General features: G+C 56.2%; 15 protein-coding genes. 6 read left to right on the top strand and 9 right to left on the bottom strand.

Annotated elements, in window-relative coordinates; genetic code table 11:
- Positions 1–5 precede the first annotated feature (5 nt).
- Positions 6–1,256: a hypothetical protein gene (locus O146_RS0102535; protein ID WP_027017578.1), complete on the top strand. Its 1,251-nt coding sequence runs from the start codon at positions 6–8 to the stop codon at positions 1,254–1,256.
- Here the strand turns inward: O146_RS0102535 and O146_RS10855 are convergent.
- Positions 1,253–2,317 (bottom strand): amidohydrolase family protein, encoded by a 1,065-nt coding sequence (locus tag O146_RS10855; protein WP_051619207.1) that lies wholly within the window; start codon positions 2,315–2,317, stop codon positions 1,253–1,255. The genes O146_RS0102535 and O146_RS10855 overlap by 4 nt on opposite strands.
- A 154-nt stretch (positions 2,318–2,471) precedes the next feature.
- On the opposite strand from O146_RS10855, the gene O146_RS0102525 reads away from it, so the two are divergent.
- Positions 2,472–3,875 carry a D-alanyl-D-alanine carboxypeptidase family protein gene (locus O146_RS0102525; RefSeq protein WP_027017577.1) on the top strand — a complete coding sequence of 468 codons (1,404 nt, stop codon included), beginning with the start codon at positions 2,472–2,474 and terminating at the stop codon, positions 3,873–3,875.
- Between the two features lie 68 nt (positions 3,876–3,943).
- Here O146_RS0102525 and O146_RS0102520 read toward each other — a convergent pair whose 3' ends face one another.
- The 6 genes from O146_RS0102520 to O146_RS10850 all read right to left on the bottom strand — a co-directional run bounded on the left by O146_RS0102520 (position 3,944) and on the right by O146_RS10850 (position 9,706).
- Positions 3,944–5,032, bottom strand: a complete 1,089-nt coding sequence (locus O146_RS0102520) for a YhjD/YihY/BrkB family envelope integrity protein (protein WP_027017576.1) — start codon at positions 5,030–5,032, stop codon at positions 3,944–3,946.
- A 166-nt stretch (positions 5,033–5,198) separates the two neighbouring features.
- Positions 5,199–6,230, bottom strand: coding sequence for a tryptophan--tRNA ligase (gene trpS, locus O146_RS0102515; RefSeq protein WP_027017575.1), 1,032 nt, complete (start codon positions 6,228–6,230; stop codon positions 5,199–5,201).
- A gap of 108 nt (positions 6,231–6,338) precedes the next feature.
- A complete protein-coding gene (locus tag O146_RS0102510) occupies positions 6,339–6,530 on the bottom strand; it encodes a hypothetical protein (RefSeq protein WP_021351859.1) in 192 nt (63 codons plus the stop codon).
- Positions 6,531–6,585: 55 nt separating this feature from the next.
- A complete protein-coding gene (locus tag O146_RS0102505) occupies positions 6,586–7,365 on the bottom strand; it encodes a trimeric intracellular cation channel family protein (RefSeq protein ID WP_021351860.1) in 780 nt (259 codons plus the stop codon).
- Between the two features lie 97 nt (positions 7,366–7,462).
- Positions 7,463–8,398: an exodeoxyribonuclease III gene (locus O146_RS0102500; RefSeq protein ID WP_027017574.1), complete on the bottom strand. Its 936-nt coding sequence runs from the start codon at positions 8,396–8,398 to the stop codon at positions 7,463–7,465.
- Between the two features lie 48 nt (positions 8,399–8,446).
- Positions 8,447–9,706, bottom strand: a complete 1,260-nt coding sequence (locus tag O146_RS10850; protein ID WP_035000476.1) for an MFS transporter — start codon at positions 9,704–9,706, stop codon at positions 8,447–8,449.
- A 201-nt stretch (positions 9,707–9,907) separates the two neighbouring features.
- On the opposite strand from O146_RS10850, the gene O146_RS0102490 reads away from it, so the two are divergent.
- Positions 9,908–12,124 (top strand): NADP-dependent isocitrate dehydrogenase, encoded by a 2,217-nt coding sequence (locus tag O146_RS0102490; RefSeq protein ID WP_027017573.1) that lies wholly within the window; start codon positions 9,908–9,910, stop codon positions 12,122–12,124.
- A 314-nt stretch (positions 12,125–12,438) separates the two neighbouring features.
- Here the strand turns inward: O146_RS0102490 and O146_RS0102485 are convergent, their stop codons facing one another.
- The gene (locus O146_RS0102485) at positions 12,439–13,791 is read right to left on the bottom strand and encodes an SLC5/6 family protein (RefSeq protein ID WP_027017572.1); all 1,353 of its coding nucleotides are present in this window, start codon (positions 13,789–13,791) and stop codon (positions 12,439–12,441) included.
- Positions 13,792–14,033: 242 nt separating this feature from the next.
- On the opposite strand from O146_RS0102485, the gene metX reads away from it, so the two are divergent.
- From metX to O146_RS0102470, 3 genes are all read left to right on the top strand, one after another.
- Positions 14,034–15,152 (top strand): homoserine O-acetyltransferase MetX, encoded by a 1,119-nt coding sequence (gene metX / locus O146_RS0102480; RefSeq protein ID WP_051619206.1) that lies wholly within the window; start codon positions 14,034–14,036, stop codon positions 15,150–15,152.
- 122 nt (positions 15,153–15,274) lie between these two features.
- Positions 15,275–16,378, top strand: a complete 1,104-nt coding sequence (locus O146_RS0102475; protein ID WP_027017570.1) for an SWIM zinc finger family protein — start codon at positions 15,275–15,277, stop codon at positions 16,376–16,378.
- Between the two features lie 29 nt (positions 16,379–16,407).
- Positions 16,408–16,929 (top strand): gluconokinase, encoded by a 522-nt coding sequence (locus O146_RS0102470; protein WP_021351873.1) that lies wholly within the window; start codon positions 16,408–16,410, stop codon positions 16,927–16,929.
- Here the strand turns inward: O146_RS0102470 and O146_RS0102465 are convergent.
- Entirely contained in the window at positions 16,916–18,298 is a 1,383-nt protein-coding gene (locus O146_RS0102465) for a GntP family permease (protein ID WP_027017568.1), read from the bottom strand. The genes O146_RS0102470 and O146_RS0102465 overlap by 14 nt on opposite strands.
- Positions 18,299–18,326 lie beyond the last annotated feature (28 nt).

The raw sequence follows: 18,326 nt of genomic DNA, 5'->3' as shown, positions 1-18,326 counted from the left end.
TGCCCATGAATAATCGCGCGATCATCCCGGTTTCTGTTTCATTCAACAGCGGTGACTTTTACACCCTGTGGGCTCCAACCTGGAAGGAAAACGGCTCGCAATGGGAAGCCTTTCTGGGCGACGATGAAAACGTCTTAGTCTTTCCCACTGTGGCAGAAATGCTGGTGTACTTAGAAAACACCACGAAGCACGACCTGCGTGACCACCCGAAGTGGAAGGATTTCGCAGAACTTCCGGAATACCGCGCGCACCCGGAAGACCGCGATCATTATGACATCGTCGGCTTGCCCCACTACCTGGCCGATCGTCCTTCGTATGACGCCGTCGCTACCTCTGCCAAAATTTTGTCGATCACCAAAGCCCTCGGCAATGTCTGCGCCGATGACGACACGATGATTTTCTTTTCTACCCACTCTGTGCTGAATAACGTGCAGCGCGGCGCTGACCACTACTCTGGCGAACACGGCCTTTCCGAGTGGTCTTCCGTCGGCCGAGCGGTGCTCACCAACTGGAAAAAGATCGAATCGAATCTGGCAAATAGCGTGCGCATTGTTGATGTCACCAAAGAATTCGCCAGCGTCGACAAAACCACCATCGAAGATGCCGAAAAGCGCATCGCTTCTTCGAAGGAGCAAGCCGACCAAGAGCACGCCAAGCGGGAGGAAGAACGCAAGCGCGAGGCAGAAGCAGCCGATCCTTATGATTCCTCAGCCTGGGCCGCGGCAGGTATCGACCCAATTAAGATCACCATCGACGGTAAATCTGTGTACACATTGCGGTGCTATGTCGACGGCGTACCGGTGTTTTTGGGGCGTTTTGGCACCATCAACTCCTTCGCGACCAGCCGCCAGTTGTTGCGCTGGATCATCGAAAATGATGAACACGACCTCGCAAAGGTTTCTACGTGGGAAGACATAGTGACTGCCGCCAACGCCGGTGAACTGGATGTCACGGTGCACCGCGATAACTCCTATAGCTTCCAGGGGCTCACTGAGGACATGGAAAAAGGGCCTGAAGCAGTGGACGTGCCACAAATGTCGGCGTGCTACGAACTACTCGCCGATGCAGCAGACTGGGCTGGTGACGATTCCATCAACTCGTATATGCTGGCCAACCCACGTTTCCAGGATTACCTGGGCTATATGCTCGGCTCACAACAAACCAGCGGCTACGTGCCTTCCAAGCCCTACACCGACCACTCGAAAGGTTGGCGCGGCTTGGAAGACATGCTGGTCAAACGCTTCACGAAGTTCTAGTCTGCGTTCTGGCTTGCGGAGCCGTCCTCAGTTACCGCCCCCGTTTCACCAGCTTCTTCCGCTTCCTCAGATTCATTAGTTCCTTCTGGCTGCCGCAATTCTGCGTCAGCCAGTTTTTCATAGCGCGGCAAAATCTGGGTTTCCAGCAGCTGCTGGCGCTCCGGCTCACTCAAGAAACTAGCCGTGACTGTCTTTGCAGTAAGGTCAAAAAACTCTTCGAGCCCATAGCCGAAGGTCTCGGTAAGCGAATTCATGACATCGCTGCAGCTACCAGCATGTAATTGCCCAGCGGAAATGGTGCAGCGAAACCCCAGCTGCTGCAGCAGCGGCAACGGATGATCCGGAAGCTCATCGACGGCTGCCTCTCCCAAAAATTCGTCGGCAAGATCCCACAGCGGAGTCATTTCCGCAGTGATGCCCCTATCGCGCACCCAACTCGAAATCTTTCCTGGCACAATACCGGTGATATCAGCAGAAAAGTCATCCACCAGCGCCAGCGGGCGACCTAAGCGCAACGCGCCTAGCTGTACAGCGGCGCCAACCGCATTAATACCGGCAGTACCGTCGATCGCGAAGGGCAGATAATTTTCACGCAGCTTCGTGCAAGCAGCGGTCAAGGCCGAACCCACAGCATTCCAGGCAGCATCCCCGCGCAGGATAAACACCATCCCAGCAAAGTTGGGATCCCCCTGCGCTTGTACCGCCAGCTCCGTCAATTCGGAAACGGCAGCACCATCGGCACGCGCGCACACTAACAACCTCGCCTGGATCCCCTCGGCAGCCACGGCATCTAGCGCCGTGGCAAAGGCGTCGGCAAGCACAAAATCATCAGTGCAGAAATCCTCCACCACAACACGTAACTCAAGGTAGACGACATTATCCTCGCGATAGCGGCGCACCGTCGACTGGATGTGTTTGGCCAATTGCTCGCGAGATGCCACCTGGGAACCGTCGTCGGTCTGCGTGGGCAAGTATTCATGGATGCTGACTTTCGGCAGCTCAGTGATCAACTGAGAAGCAAAGTTTTTATGCTCTGGGCTAATCGCAGGAGTCTCAATCATGCATACGATGGTACCGTCCGAATTTCGCGGTCTGAGATTCATTGCCGGTGTTTGTGCGCTGAGCCTAAACACTGTGTTTGCTAAGACAATTGGTTCACCCCGCCTACGGAATAAGCAACGCTGCCGGTCGCGCGGAGTAGAATTATCGGCTGTTATGAATGAGAGCAAACCCGGCCGCCGTGCCATTGTGAGATACAGTTCAACCTGTTGCGCGAATCTTCTGGTCGTCGGCATGGCCACAGGAGCAGCCACGCTTGGCATTGGCGCTTTTGGCTCCGCGTCCCCACACGCTGCCGCAACCCCGCACACTGAGGCGGCCCCGCTGCTTCACGCCCAACAGGAAGAACCCACTCCACTGGAAGGCCCCGCTCCAGCCCCAAGCGAGGCCGACGAGACGGCTGCTCCGGAACCACTCAGCCGCGAGGAAGCACCCGATACCAGCTCGTGCCCGAACCGTGTCCATCCACCACAAGCGCGCACCACCTCTGAGGCTGTCGCACCCGGTCAGCCCTCTCCTACCCCATTACCGCCACTGGAGAAACAAAACTGCGGGGTAAGTACCGCTCCCGGATTTCATGTCGACGAATCCGTCTTGGCGTCGGCCTGGTTGGTTGCCGACATCGATTCTGGCGAGATCATCGCACAGAAAGATCCGCACGGACGCTACCGCCCAGCCTCGATTATCAAAGCATTGCTGGCATTGGTCGCCATTGCAGAGCTGGACCTGGAAAAGACCGTGACCGTCTCGCAGGAATCTGCCGATCAAGTCGGCTCCCGGGTAGGCATCGGCGCCGGTGGCGAATACACCATCGAGCAGCTATTACACGGTTTGTTGCTGGCATCGGGTAACGATGCCGCGCACGCTCTGGCACAGGAACTCGGTGGCGACGAGGCGACGCTGCGCAAGATCAATAAACTTGCCGATGAGCTCGGAACCACAGACACCTACGCCGCGAGCTATTCCGGTTTGGACGTCGCGGGCAACTCGGCTTCTGCGTATGACCTGGGGTTGATTTATCGCGCGGCCTACCAAAACCCGACTTTTGATCGCATCGTGAACACCGAATTCATTGCCTTCCCGGGCTTCGACGAGCACGAAGGATTCGAAGTATGGAACGACAACCACCTGTTCATGAATGATCCGGACGGCATGGGCGGTAAAACTGGTTACACCGACGATGCCAACCACACCTTCGTCGGTGCACTGAACCGTGACGGTCGGCGATTAATGGCGGTAATTCTCGATACCACCGTCGACAAGGCCCGCGCGTGGGAGCAGGCGCAGAAGCTATTGCACTCGGGATTCTCTGTGGCACCGGGCACGAATATCGGCATGCTGCAACCAGTCGCCAATGCAGACACCGAACCCACCCTGACACAGGGGGCTAGTCCAGCACCGCAAAATTCCGATGATACATCGCCAGATAGCGCAGACGCGGACAATGCCGGTACGAATGCTGAACCCCACGAAAAGACGATCTTGATTGTGGTGCTGGCTGTCATCGCCGCTGGCGCCGGAATTGCGGCAATAGCTGGATTTATCTTGCGCAGGCGTTAAGCTCTTTGCCACGGACAACTCTATATTTTCCCAAGATAGCAATTGTTCGGGAAAACGTTATCCAGACGTTATTTTTCCTTAAAGATCCGTCGGAGCGCCCAACCACCGGCGGCACCCAAGCCTGCACCGGCGCCCAGCAGAGTGCGGGTCGATGGACGCTTTTTCACCTCGTGGCGTACTCGGATCACGGCTGGTTCGGGAACCGGAACCTCTTCCGTGGCACGAGCCTGCTTGGTGGTGGCGGTAAACGCAGAAACGTAGAGCACCACACGCCAGATCAGATACAACACAATCATCAAAGCGATGATTGGACCGAAGATTGCACCAGTTGGGCTACCAGTAGCCGAAGACAGAATCACGGTAAACAGCTGCTTGATTACTTCAAAAACAAGTGCGCCAAGTAATGCTCCAATGAAGCCGGCTTTCTTCGGTACCTTCTTACGCGGCAGAATAACCACCAGCCACCACATGACCAGGAAGTTCGCCAGAATACCAATGAACAACGCAGAGAAGAACAGAATATAGTTCAACCCTGGCATCACATCTTCTACATGAAGCCATTCCAAAATGGTAAATACAATACCGGAAGAACCCGCGGCGGTGATACCAAAAGCAATGATAAAGGCGAGAATCAGACCAACTAAGCCCAGCAAATCATTAATCTTCTTGACGACGAAGTTGGCCCCGTCGTTCGGATCCATATTCCACATCGCTGAAATACCGGCACGCAGATTGTGCATCCAGTTCAGACCGGTCCACAGCGCAGTCAAACCACCAATACCGGCGACCGCACCACGGCGTTCGACCGCGCCTTCCAGGATCTCGTTGGCGATTTCGCCCATCTGCCCTTCCAGAGATGCCGTGATCTGATTCTGGAAGCTAGCAAAAAGCTCGGGACGTCCTGCCAGAACCTGTGCAGCCGCAGCGACGATCAACATGGCGATCGGGAAGACCGCCAGCACCGAAAAATAAGTAATACCGGCGGCAAACTGATTACCGCCCTGCGCACCATAACGTTCGATGGTGCGCATAACGTGGTCGAAAAAGTCCGATTTTTGGCGCATCTTGTCGACGAAACCGGGCTCGTCTTCTCGAACTCGCTCGATGCCGTAGTTATCGTGGTTTTTCTCGTTTGACTTTGTGGTGGTGGCTGCCACTTCAGTGTCCTTTAGGTTGGTGTTGGTCGTGCATTCAGGCGGGTTGTCACATATGTGTTGTCACAGACGTGCACTAGCCAGCGCTGACCTACGTTGGCTAGTGCAATCTTAGACTGCCCTGAATTTTCTCTGTGAGAGCTGCTTGTTCACTCTAACGCATCCTGGACTAGCGTATCTTCGCTGGCAGGAAACCCACCTTGTCGTAAACGTCGGCAAGCACTCCAGCAGCCACTTCCCGGGCGCGCTCGGCTCCATCGGCAAGAATTTGGCCCAACTGTGCGCGATCATCCATGAGTTCGTCGTAACGAGCACGCAGCGGAGTGGTGAATTCTTCCAACGCGTCCGCAGTATCGACCTTTAGATGGCCATACCCTTTGCCCTCGTAAGAGGCGATCAGCTCGTCAACAGAAGTGCCGGTAAGCGCAGACTGGATGGTCAGGAGGTTGGACACCCCGGGCTGCTGCTCACGATCAAAAGCAATAACGCCGCGGTCATCAGTGACCGCTGATTTCAGGCGCTTCGCCGAGGTCTTCGGCGGATCCAGCAGGTTAATCAACCCCTTCGGATGTGGAGTGGATTTCGACATTTTGATCGTCGGATCCTGCAAATCATAAATCTTGGCCGAACCTTCTGGGATGAACGGCTCGGGAACCTCAAAGGTGCTGCCAAAACGGGTGTTGAAACGTTCCGCCAGGTTACGGGTGAGTTCCAAATGCTGGCGCTGATCTTCACCAACCGGTACGCACTGCGGACGGTAAAGCAAAATGTCAGCGGCCATGAGCATCGGATAAGTAAACAAGCCCACCGACGTGCGCTCCTCGCCCTGCTTAGCGGACTTGTCTTTAAACTGCGTCATGCGTGCAGCCTCGCCGTAGCCAGTCAGGCACTGCAGCACCCAATTCAGCTCAGCATGTTCCGGCACATGCGACTGGATAAACAATGTGGAACGCTCCGGATCAATCCCCAAAGCGATCAATTGCGCGACACCAGCGAAAGTACGCTCGCGCAGCTGTTTCGGATCCTGCTCCACCGTCAATGCGTGCATATCTGGGATGAAATAAAACGCGTCGAAGTCATTTTGCAGCTCAATCCACTGCTTGAGCGCTCCGAGATAATTACCCAGATGATATGAGTCTGCGGTTGGCTGAATGCCAGACAGCACGCGTGGTTTGTCGGTTGTAGGCACCGATGCAGTCATCTTCTTATCCTTTACTGAAAAAACGAATGGTTTCTGGCACGCAAAAACCCTGCTGGCGGGAGTGCAACCAGCAGGGCGCGAAGCTAACGGTAGCTAGTAGGTATTCAGCTAAACCTTGCGCGAAGTTGGATCATAGAGATCCAGCGCAGTGGCGAAAGCAGCAACGAGGAACGCGCCGCCTACACCCATGGTGATACCTGAAACCAGCCCTGCCATGGAATACTGCACGTTCAGGTACCAGACAATCGAACCGGCCAAAATGGCGATGCCGATGATCAGCCAGGATAAAACGCGAATCATACTGAATTCTCTTTCCGCTCAGCGTCAGAAGTTAAGTTCCTTTTATGCTAGCAGGTTAGTCGCTTTCCGACGATTTTGGCTGCTTATTATCAGGGTTCTTAGTTTTCTTCGACGCCTCCGGTTTGATCCCCCTAGCGACCTTCGATTTCGCTTTCCGCGCGGTTTCGCGCACAAACTGCGCCGATAGGCGCAGGCGCGGATCCACCGGCTGGTTTTCGTCGTTATACGCGAAAATTGGCATGGACTTGTTGTACTTCACTGCCCACATGCGCACGGCAAAGGTCACGATCAGCCCCGCGGGAATCACCACTGCCGGTGGGGCACCTAATTGTTCCAAGACCATATAAGTCACCGAGCCGATCAGTGCGCAGGCTGCATACAAATCGCCCATGAATACTAGCGGCACACGGTCGCTTAAGATATCGCGCAAAATTCCGCCGAAGACACCGGTACAAATCGCGGCCACGATAGCGATCAATGGCCCATGGCCTTCCGACAACGCCACCTGGGTACCCAACACCGTGAAGGCGGCCAACCCCACCGCATCAAGCGCCAAAAAGAGCGAACGGAAATAGTGCATGAAAAACGACAGCGAAACAGTGATCGCCGCAGCTGCCAGTACGACAATCAAATACACCGGATTTTCCACCCACACCAGCGGGTAATGCCCAAGTAACACGTCACGCACTGTTCCCCCACCGAAGGCAGTGATAGCGGCGAGCAGCGAGACGGCGAAAAAATCCAGGCGCTGGCGGCCAGCAGACAAAGCTGCGGTCATGGCCTCTGCGGAAATACCGACGACATATGTCGCGGTCAATAACGTCGTCACGGTCATTGATGCACGTCCTTTACATGAGCTGGAATCGAAGCTGGGGCTGCATTAGAGCGGCGCTGGGGCTGCGCTAGAACGCAGCTGGAGCTCCAAGCCGAACTTAGTGAAATTCCACCAACAACGGCGAGTGATCCGACCAACGTTGCTCGACCGTCGGGGCCTTTTCTACCCAGGTTCGTTGCGCGCGTTCCAGCATGGCGCGAGTAGCAGCCTGATAATCAATGCGCCATCCCGCGTTGTTGTTAAAAGCCTGACCGCGGTAGGTCCACCAGGTATACGGGCCGTCTTGTTCCGGATCTGGGTTGAGACGACGCGCCAGGTCAAACCACTGCGGGTCGGTGGTCGGTTCACGTCGGGTGTGTGCCGAATAATCAACTACGCCTTGGTAGTCACCAAGAAACTTCTTCTCTTGCGGGGCAGCATCAGGAAACGCCCCGAAGACGGAATCAAAAAAGGCGCGTTCTTCCGGCAAATGGCCGGAGACCTTTTCATTAGGCTTGTTGTTTTTCAGATCTTGGCTGCGGTGGCAAATATTCCAGTCCCCACCGATGACCATGTTCTCGTGTGCAGCTGCACGCTGGTTCAAAATCGAATCAAATTCATCCAAGAAAGCATATTTTTCGTCTTGCTTAGCTGTCCCCTGTGCGCCGGAAGGCAAATACAGCGAGGCGACGCGGACATCACCAAAGCTAGAACCCAGAGTGCCTTCGACCCAACGACCAGCATTATTAAACGCACTGTCGCCGCCAAAGCCCACCTGGACGTCGGCAAGCGGACTCCGCGATAAAATTCCCACCCCGGCGCGGCCCTTGGCCTCGGCATCAGCCACTACCAGGTGCCAGCCAGATTCCAGCGCAGGGGCTAATGCCTTTTCGGTTTGTTCCGGGGTCGCGCGGACTTCCTGCATGAGGACGACGTCGGCACTGGTATTTTCCAACCAGTGATTCATCCCCAGGTTATCGTCGTTACGTTTCTTGCAGGCGGCGCGGATGCCGTTGACGTTAACTGTGGCTATCGTCAGTTGAGGTTCAGACATGGCACCCACTGTATAGGGTGGGCGTCACAGTGTGGAAACTAACCGGTCTTAGTGAACAGCTTGTCCCGTTTTAGTGAACGACTTGTGGCGCAACCAAATAGTCGGAAACCAAATAACGATTGCAGCAATGGCCAAAGCGGCACCAGCAAGCGATGGAGCACTGTAGCTGTAACCGGCGGAAATCACCGCACCACCCAGCGCAGCACCCGCAGCATTCGCCATGTTCAGTGCGGAATGGTTCAACGCAGCAGCCAGAGTCTGCGCGTCGCCAGCGGTATCCATCAAACGAATCTGCAGCGATGGCACCAGCGTCGAACCGAAAAAACCTACCAGGCCGAAGTTGATGGTACCTAACCACGGATTCGACGAGGTGAAATAGAACGCAACCAGCACCAGGCAGATCATCGCCAAAGCAAACAGGATGCCTTTTTCCAAGTTCCAGTCAGCAACGCGCCCACCGAACCAAGTGCCCGCAACCATACCAATGCCGTAAGCCATGAGGACCACCCACATCAGTGACGGATCCAGCCCAGCTTGTTCGGTCATCGTCCAGGAGATGTAGGTGTAGACCGCGAACATGCCGCCGAAACCAACGGTGCCCATCGCCAGGGTGAGCCATACCTGGCCACGCTGCAATGCGCCCAACTCCGTACGAACCGAGGTCGCACCCATGCGCACCATGTGCGGCATCAGGTACCACAACGACAGCAGCGTAATAACGCCAACAGCCGTGACGAAAACGTACGACGCGTGCCAGCCAAAGGCTTGCCCCAGCGCCTGTGCTGCAGGAACACCGCCGACGGTGGCAAAGGACAGCCCCATCGAGACAAAGGAAATCGCACGTCCGCGTTCACCCTCCGGCGCCATCGAAGCCGCGGCCAAACCCGCCACCGAGAAATATGCGCCATGTGGCAAACCCGCAAGAAAACGGGCTGCAAGTAAGAATTCATAGCTCGGCGCGATGACCGACAAGAAGTTTCCTGCGATGAACGCACCAACCAGCAGAAGCAGCAACCGTCGCCGGGGAATCTTTCCTGTGACAGCAGTGATCGCCGGCGCACCGATGACGACGCCCAACGCGTACAGGGAAATGATGCGTCCCGCAGAGTCTTCCGTGACCCCGAAATCCTCGGCGATCAGCGACAACAAACCCATGGACACGAATTCGGTAACTCCAATACCGAATCCACCCAGCCCCAGGGCAACCATGACGATATAACGTCGTTTCTCTGTGATCTCAGTTTGCCGTGGCAGGGCTCGACGACGAGGGGCAGAAGCAATCTTGCGCAAATGACTCAGGTGTGGCACGCATGTGACCCTACGCCGAAAAACATGCAGGTGCCTAGTTTCCCGTTTGTTGTGTGTTATGCGCCACGACAACACACGGCGTTGGGCCAGCTTCATGGCGTTTATGGCTGACAATCTTTATGGCCTTTACGGCAGACGATTGCTTTTGTAGGTAACCTGGTACCGCGACATTTTAGTGACGAAAATTTTAAGGAGTCTGAGATGGCGAAGATTATTTGGACCCGTACCGACGAAGCCCCTCTGCTGGCAACCTACTCATTCAAGCCAGTAGTCGAGGCTTTTGCTTCCACTGCGAATATTGATGTTGAAACTGCCGATATCTCCCTGGCTGGTCGTATCATCTCCCAGTTCCCAGAGCGTTTGACTGAAGAGCAGAAAATGGACGACGCCCTGGCACAACTCGGCGAACTGGCTCAGAAGCCAGAAGCGAACATCATCAAGCTGCCAAATATCTCAGCTTCCCTCGTGCAGCTAAAGAACGCCATCAAGGAACTCCAGGAAGGCGGCTACGACCTTCCTGATTACCCAGACAAGCCCGCTAACGCCGAAGAAGAAGACATCCGCAACCGCTATGACTCGGTGAAGGGTTCTGCCGTAAACCCAGTGCTACGCGAGGGCAACTCTGACCGCCGCGCACCACAGGCTGTCAAGAACTTCACCAAGAAGCACCCGCACTCCATGCAGGACTGGCCAACAGATTCCAAGTCCGCCGTGGCCACCATGGATGCCAACGACTTCGCACACAACGAGAAGTCCGTCATCATCGACGGCGACGACGAATTGAAGTTTGTCCTCAAGGCCGCCGACGGCTCCGAAAAGGTACTGAAGGAAGGTCTGAAGGTTGAAGACCGCGAAGTAGTCGACGCCACCTTCATGTCTGCGAAAGCCTTGGATGATTTCTTGCGCGAGCAGGTCGCTTACGCCAAGGAAAATAACCTTCTGTTCTCGGCTCACTTGAAGGCCACCATGATGAAGGTCTCCGACCCGATTCTATTCGGCCACGTGGTACGTGCGTACTTCCACGAAGTTTTTGAGAAGTACGGCGAAGAGCTGATCGAAGCCGGGCTGAATGGCGAGAACGGCCTGGGCCATATCCTGGAAAACCTGGACAAGCTGGACAACGGCGACGAGATCAAGCAGGCCTTCGACAAGGCGCAGGAAGACGGCGCCCCGCTGGCTTACGTCAATTCCCACAAGGGAATCACCGCCTTGCACGTGCCTTCGGATGTCATCGTGGACGCTTCCATGCCTGCGATGATGAAGACCGGCGGCCAGATGTGGAACAAGAACGACGAAACCCAGGACGCCTTGGCTATCATCCCGGATTCTTCCTACGCCGGTGTGTACCAGACCGTCATCGAGGATTCCCAGGCGAACGGCCAGTACGACCCAACCACCCTGGGTACCGTTCCAAACGTGGGCCTGATGGCCAAGAAGGCCGAAGAATACGGCTCCCACGACAAGACCTTCAAGATCCCTTCTGCAGGCACCGTCGAGGTGCGCAACAGCGCCGGTGAGGTTCTGATCTCCCACGACGTGGAAGAAAACGATATCTGGCGCGCCACCCAAACCAAGGACGAGCCAATCCAGGACTGGGTCAAGCTGGCTGTTTCCCGTGCGCGTACTTCCGGCATGCCAGCCATCTTCTGGTTGGATGAAAACCGCGGCCACGACGCCACCCTGATCAAGCTGGTGAAAAAGTACCTCGAAGATCACGACACCGAGGGCTTGGACATCACCATCATGGATCCGGTCTCTGCCACCAAGAAGTCCGTCGAGCGCATGCGCAACGGTGAGGACACCATCTCCGTAACCGGTAACGTGCTGCGTGATTACAACACCGACCTGTTCCCTATCTTGGAACTGGGTACTTCCGCGAAGATGCTGTCGGTAGTTCCGCTGATGGCTGGCGGCGGACTGTTTGAGACCGGTGCTGGCGGTTCCGCTCCGAAGCACGTGCAGCAGGTTCTGGAAGAAAACCACCTGCGCTGGGACTCCCTGGGTGAATTCCTGGCGTTGGCGGAGTCCTTCCGTCACGAGGCTTCCAAGAACGACAACGCGAAGGCCTCTGTTTTGGCCTCGACGCTGGACAAGGCCACCGAGAAGCTTCTCGACGAGGGCAAGTCGCCTTCCCGCAAGGTAGGCGAAATCGACAACCGTGGTTCTCACTTCTACCTGGCGATGTACTGGGCTCAGGAACTAGCAGCACAGTCGGAGGATTCTGAGCTGGCTGAGCACTTCGCCCCAATCGCAGAGAAGTTCTCCGAAGCTGCTGACAAGATCGATGCCGAGCTTATGGAAGTTCAGGGCGACAGCGCTGATTTGGGTGGCTACTTCCAGCCATCCGACGATAAGGCTTCCAAGGTCATGCGCCCATCGGCTACCTACAACCAGCTGATGGAAGATCTGAAGAAGTAAAACCTCACGAGTAGCTGCGGTGTCTGCGCCGGATATCCGGCGCAGACACACATTTAAAGCTTAAAGCGCCCGAGGCAGGGTTTTGCCTCGGGCGCTTTTTGGTGCCCGGTTGCTCGCGGTTTGGTGCTGGCCGGATAATGACGCGCTGGATAATGCCTGGATACTGCTTGGTTATTCGCGGTTTGGTGCGTTTTTACAAATAGTGCAGCAAAACAGGGGCTTTTTTCGCGCCTATTTGTAAAAACACACCACTAGCTTCGGCCTACAAAAGTTTTCACCTGGACTTTCGCGGAACCCACGCCCCGCAGCCTTGCTTAACCCACCAGGTTGCGCAACACGTCCCAGAAGGTTCCGACCATCACAACCACACCGATGATGACCACAAACCAGTTGCTGACTACCGGCCGGAAACGCTTGAGCGCATCGATGCGGTAGATGGCCCACACTGGCAGCAAGTAAGTCATGAAGCCCATGAAAATACCACCGATCAAGGTGATCATGTCCAAAATGGATGGGTTGATGATCGCCACGGCCGTGACCACGATAAAAACGAACAGGTAGATAGCAATGGCCACGGTGCGTGGTTTGGTATCCCGCATGAGCCTTGGGGCCACAAGTTTGCCAAAGTACCGGGTGCCTTCCACCGTCGCCAGCAGGTGGCCGAAGTAGGACGAGACGATCGCACAGATAACCACGATTGGTGCAATATAGGCCAAGAATTGCGTGCCAGTTTCGTTTGCCAGATAAGACAGCACCGGAATGTTCTGCTCGTAGGCTTCCTCCATGCCATCAGCGCCCAGCGCAAGTGCCGAAGACCAGACGAAAAACATGGTGAAAACCGTCAGCAGCGCGGTAGCAATTAGGACGATCTTCGACGATTGCTTTTCGGCGTCGTCGCCGTAAAAGCGCTCTGTATCCAGCACGAACTGCGAAATTGCCGCCAGGAAGCTAAACGAAAACACCAACACGGGCATGATCAGGATGATATCGCCAAGGTTAGCGACGAAACCGTCGGCGCTGTAGTGGTAGAACGAGCTGAAATCCCACTGCGGGATCAAATACAGCGAGACAGCGGCCAGCGCCACGATCAACGGGTAGATCACAAATTGCGCGACTAGCAACGCAGCGTTGCGGCCCAAGGCGAAGCCGAGTGTCATCAAGCCAACGCAGAGCGTCGCCAAGATTGGGCGCGAGATTTCTGGTCCGTTCAGCTGGTTTTGGATGAAGCTGTCGACGGTGTTGGTGATGGAAATGCCGTAGATCATGACGATCGGGAACACCGTGAACCAGTAGATCAGAGCGATCAGAATACCGATGTTTTTGCCGAAGAAGCCCGTGACCACTTCCAGCACGTCTTGGCCTTGTTGCGAGGAGCCACTGAGCATGCGCGCGTAGGCACGGTGTGACAGAAATGCCATGGGGCCGATTATGAGTGTGGCCACCAGCAGCGGCCAGAAACCGAAACTACCGGCGTTAATAGGTAAGAAAAGGATACCGGCACCTACGGCAGTACCAAACAGCGCCAGGGCCCACTTCGCATTGTTTGGCTTTTCGCCACGGACGTCCTGATCGTGGCCAGGATCGGTTGTTGTCCCGGGGTCGCCAGCTGTACCTTGGCCGCCTGCGGTTTCGGTTTGCGCTGAAGCGGGAGTGTGTTTTTCGCTCACGAGCTGGAGCCTTTCCGTCGTCAAGAATGATTATTAATAATCACAGATTGTTGAGCAGTCCACACCATTATGTCAGCCACATCACAAGAATGGAAAACCAGATCTGAAACACAACTACATCAGCTACATCTGACTTGCCGACGAACACCGCCGCGGAAGCAGAATATAATTCTATAAGTAGACAGCTCTGTTCATCTAGACTGTGTGAAGCAAGTTACCGTCCACGTCGGAAAGCGACAGATATGCCTCACACCACGCCTTTTGGCCCAACCTCCACGCTGAACCACGCCAGCATCGGCGAATTCCGCACGGAAGCTGGCGCCATGATGGATGAGGTCACGCTGGGATATCACGTCTTTGGAGCTTTCCGGGGTGAGTTGGACGGACCCAATAACGTCATCCTGATCGAGCATGCCCTGACTGGCTCCTCCGACGTCGCGGATTGGTGGGGTGAATTGCTCGGCCCCGGGCGAGCTCTCGATACTTCGCGCTGGTGCTTCATCTGTGTCAATGCGCTGGGCGGCTGCCACGGTTCCACCGGCCCATCCAGCATTGCCTCCGACGGCCGGGCATGGGGTTCGCGCTTCCCGGCAGTATCGATCCGGGATATTGTCGCCGCGGAACGTCGGCTGCTCGACAAGCTCGGGTTGGAAAAGGTCCACGCCGTTATTGGCGGCTCCATGGGCGGTGCCCGCGCGCTCGAGTGGTCACTACTCTACCCAGAAATGATGGATGCGGTATGCATCCTGGCGGTATCCGCCCGTGCTTCTGGTTGGCAGATTGGCATTCAGTGCGCACAGATTTCCGCCATTGAGCGCGACATCAACTGGCACGGTGGCGACTACTACGACACCGACGACTACCCTCTCGAAGGTCTGTGCGCCGCCCGCCGGATCGCACACCTGACTTACCGTGGCGAGCAGGAGATCGACGAACGCTTCGGTTCCGATGCGAACGAAGACGAAAACCCCTTCGGCGAATTCCGTGACCCTACCCAGCGCTTCGCGGTCAATAGCTACCTGGAATACCAGGGCATCAAGCTGTCGGAACGCTTCGATGCCGGTTCCTACGTCGCGCTCACCGAGGCGCTTAACCGGCACGATATTGGGCGCGGGCGTGGCGGTCTCAATCGCGCCCTCGGACGTTCGACCGTGCCGACAATGATCATTGGCGTCGACACGGACATTTTGTACCCGTATCACCAGCAGGAACATCTCTCGCGGAATATTGGCAACTTCTTGGGTATGGCGAAGATTGTCTCGCCGGTTGGCCACGACGCGTTCCTAACGGAAACCCGGCAGTTAGATCGCATTTTCCGGAAGTTTTTCAAGTTGTCTTTGCCGGAGCCCTACAGTATTTAAACTTGCCCGTCCCCGGTCGGTCTATCCGCCATAGGGCTCCGCGGGTGTGAGAATATTCATTGATTAGCAATCAAGTTCGATACCGTGGACCGCTGTGTGCAGCAGCATCTTATTCTTAAGTTATGTCGTTGCCACAGCAGTCTTATTTAATTAACCTCCTTACTCGTACTTACATCGCCGCCCACACAGATTCGGGAAGCTTCCACAAGGGATCAAAAATTGATTCCACAGCAATTTCCGGCCACACAGTGACCGACAAATCTATTAAAGCTTTCGTGCAGGGATCGGCAATCCATCCCTATGAGGTGCACATCAAGCTGGTCGAAGGAACGCCCATCACCTATTGCACCTGCCCTGTGCAGCACCAATGGTGCAAGCACTGCGTCGCCGTCGGTTTACGCAGCATCGCATTATTTCAAGCGCCTGAGGATCGTTTCCTAGAAAACTTCGTCGACACCGCGAGCCCTAGTGAAATCGTTAGTGCATTCCGGAAAATTTTTCAGTGGGAACCACAGGTCCAGCTCCCGCTACAGCTACATGTCTTGGCGCATACTGGCACGACCGTGAGCATTTCGGAGTTTCTCGAAGATCACCTTGGCAAAGCCATCGGGAGCTTTCTGCCGCCGCGGTGGACAGAAAGCAGCCCGCCATCTGGGGCTGGTGCGCACTCAAGTCTGAACGCGGGCGTCGGCAAGCACGAACAAACTGCTCGGTTTGAAGAAATGATGGTGATTTTTCGGCATTTCCTTGACCATGGGCATACAGAATTGATGCTTCCGTACCTCGAGGAATTCATAAAGCAACTTGCCAGCAACCGTACGCTGAGCCTGGCAGGAAGTAAGGCTGCGAAAAATACGCTGAACGATGCTCTTGCCCTGCATTTATCCGCAGCCAAGGCTGTGGTGAGCTCAGCGAATGCGTCTGCTGGGGCGGAAATCGCGCGGTGGATAACCTGGACCTATTTTTTCAGCGAAGATATTACGCCACGTCTGCCCATCTACGCTGCCGAGAAAGCACTGGGCCACACCGGCATAGACTACTGCGTGAATTTCGCGTTCTTGGCAGAAGGCTACTACGGCAAAGACCACCCGCGTCTGTGGCCGTACCTGCGCGACGTCATCTCGATCGCGGCACCGGCGCAAGCGAGTGCGATTACGTCGTACGCAGCAAGTTTGGGCTTGCCACCACACAACAACGCTGAGTCACAACAACACAGCCGCCAGTGAGGTTCCCGGCAGGTGTTAGGATCACCAACATGCCTGAACATGCACCGGATACACCACTGCCCCATCACATCGTAGTGATGGGGGTTTCTGGGAGCGGGAAGACCACCGTCGGCACGGAACTGGCAAACCTTTTAGGGCTGGTTTACCTCGACGGGGATGATTTTCACCCGCAAGCCAATATCGACAAAATGGCCAGCGGCATCCCGCTTGACGACGCCGACCGCTGGCCGTGGTTGCGGCGCGTCGGCAATTGGCTCGCCGAACAAGAACACGGCGCGATCGTTGCGTGCAGCGCGTTGAAGCACAGCTACCGCGAGGTATTGCTCTCTGAGTGCCCGGGCACCGTGTTTGTGCACTGCACAGGCTCACGCGAACTGCTGGAGCAACGCATGCTGGAGCGGACTAAGCATTTCATGCCGGCGCATTTGCTGGACTCGCAGCTGGCTACTTTGGAGCCGCTGCGTGCGGATGAACCCGGAGCGAGTTTTGATGTCGCCGAACCACCAACCCTGGTGGCGGAGGCAATGAAGGACTGGATTACAGCGCGCTGACGCCGTAGATCACCATAACCAGAGCGAAACCGATAACGGAGATCAGTGTTTGATTCACCGTCCAGGTCTTCAGAGTAGTCGCGGTATCCATGCCCATCAGTCGGCCCACCAGCCAGAAGCCAGAATCGTTGACGTGGGAGGCAATGACAGAACCGGCGGCCGTCGCCAAGACGATCAGTGCTAGCGCGACTTCGGAGTAATCCGCGGCAGCCACGCCCGGTGCCATCAGGGCTGCGGCCGTCGTCAAGGCGACGGTCGCCGAGCCTTGGGCAACGCGGAGTGCGGCAGCAATCAGGTAGGCGGCGAGAATCAGCGGGATGCCCATGCCTTCCATGGATTCGGCGAGCGCGTCACCAATGCCCGAGGTACGCAATACGCCACCGAACATGCCGCCAGCGCCGGTGATCAGCACGACGGAACAGATAGGACCGAGCGCGCCGTCCATGGATTTTTCAATGGCTTCGCGGCTTACTCCCCTACGCAATCCCAACACAGCGATGGCTGCGAATGCGGTAATCAGCAGGGCGATTGGGGTTTGTCCGAGGAAACGTAGGAACTGCACAAGCCCAGAATCACCGTCGATCCAGCCTGCGGTGGCGGCGGTGTTCGCGCCGGTGTTGCCGAAAATCAGGAGCATCGGCAGCAGCAGGATCGTAGCGACGGAACCAGCACCCGCCGGGTTCTTCGGAGCCTCGGAGCGCGCGCCCAACAGCAAATCAGGTACCGGCAGCGGGAATTTGCGGCCCAGGAACTGCCCCCACACATAGCCAGAGATATACCACGTCGGCAACGCGATAAGCAGGCCGAACAGCAAGATCAGCCCGATATCCGCATTGTAGAATTCGGCAGCTGCTACCGGCCCTGGGTGCGGTGGCAAGAAAACGTGGGTGACAGAAAACGCGCCGGCTGCCGGGATGCCGTAAGCCAGAATCGGGCCATCCAGGCGCCGTGCGACCGCAAAGATGACCGGCAGCATAACGATGAGCCCGGCGTCGAAGAAAATGGGAAAGCCCATCAGCAGCGATGCCACGCCCAGGGCAAACGGGGCACGCTTTTCGCCGAATTTACGCACCAGCAATTCCGCCAGCGACTGCGCGCCACCGGAGTTTTCTACCAAGCGACCAAGCATCGCCCCCAGACCGACCAACAAGGCCACCGATGCCAAGGTGGAGCCGAAGCCGTCGGTCATGGTCGGGACGACGCCTGCTAATGGGATACCCGTCGCCAAGGCCGTCAGTGCGGAGACGGTGATCAGGGTGATGAACGCGTGGATGCGGAAATAAATCACCAGCACCAAAATCGTTGCGACGGCTGCCGCGGCGATGGCTAAAAGCGGTGCTGTGCCCAGTGTGGGCTCCCAAGTATCCATTGGTGACATTGGTGCAACTTTCTACTAT

Origin of the sequence: Corynebacterium pseudodiphtheriticum DSM 44287 (genome assembly GCF_000688415.1) — a bacterium.
GTDB lineage: Bacteria > Actinomycetota > Actinomycetes > Mycobacteriales > Mycobacteriaceae > Corynebacterium > Corynebacterium pseudodiphtheriticum.
The sequence above is the reverse complement of the archived record's forward strand: the minus strand, read 5'-3'. Positions and strand labels throughout refer to the sequence as shown.

What these genes read in the sequence shown, in the direction of transcription:
- trpS (WP_027017575.1), bottom strand. Translation starts at nt 6,230, where the DNA reads ATGACTGCATCGGTGCCTACAACCGACAAACCACGCGTGCTGTCTGGC.
- O146_RS0102490 (WP_027017573.1), top strand. Translation starts at nt 9,908, where the DNA reads ATGGCGAAGATTATTTGGACCCGTACCGACGAAGCCCCTCTGCTGGCA.
- O146_RS0102470 (WP_021351873.1), top strand. Translation starts at nt 16,408, where the DNA reads ATGCCTGAACATGCACCGGATACACCACTGCCCCATCACATCGTAGTG.
- O146_RS0102465 (WP_027017568.1), bottom strand. Translation starts at nt 18,298, where the DNA reads ATGGATACTTGGGAGCCCACACTGGGCACAGCACCGCTTTTAGCCATC.
- O146_RS0102475 (WP_027017570.1), top strand. Translation starts at nt 15,275, where the DNA reads ATGTCGTTGCCACAGCAGTCTTATTTAATTAACCTCCTTACTCGTACT.
- O146_RS10855 (WP_051619207.1), bottom strand. Translation starts at nt 2,317, where the DNA reads ATGATTGAGACTCCTGCGATTAGCCCAGAGCATAAAAACTTTGCTTCT.
- O146_RS0102500 (WP_027017574.1), bottom strand. Translation starts at nt 8,398, where the DNA reads ATGTCTGAACCTCAACTGACGATAGCCACAGTTAACGTCAACGGCATC.
- O146_RS0102505 (WP_021351860.1), bottom strand. Translation starts at nt 7,365, where the DNA reads ATGACCGTGACGACGTTATTGACCGCGACATATGTCGTCGGTATTTCC.
- O146_RS0102525 (WP_027017577.1), top strand. Translation starts at nt 2,472, where the DNA reads ATGAATGAGAGCAAACCCGGCCGCCGTGCCATTGTGAGATACAGTTCA.
- O146_RS0102535 (WP_027017578.1), top strand. Translation starts at nt 6, where the DNA reads ATGAATAATCGCGCGATCATCCCGGTTTCTGTTTCATTCAACAGCGGT.
- O146_RS0102510 (WP_021351859.1), bottom strand. Translation starts at nt 6,530, where the DNA reads ATGATTCGCGTTTTATCCTGGCTGATCATCGGCATCGCCATTTTGGCC.
- metX (WP_051619206.1), top strand. Translation starts at nt 14,034, where the DNA reads ATGCCTCACACCACGCCTTTTGGCCCAACCTCCACGCTGAACCACGCC.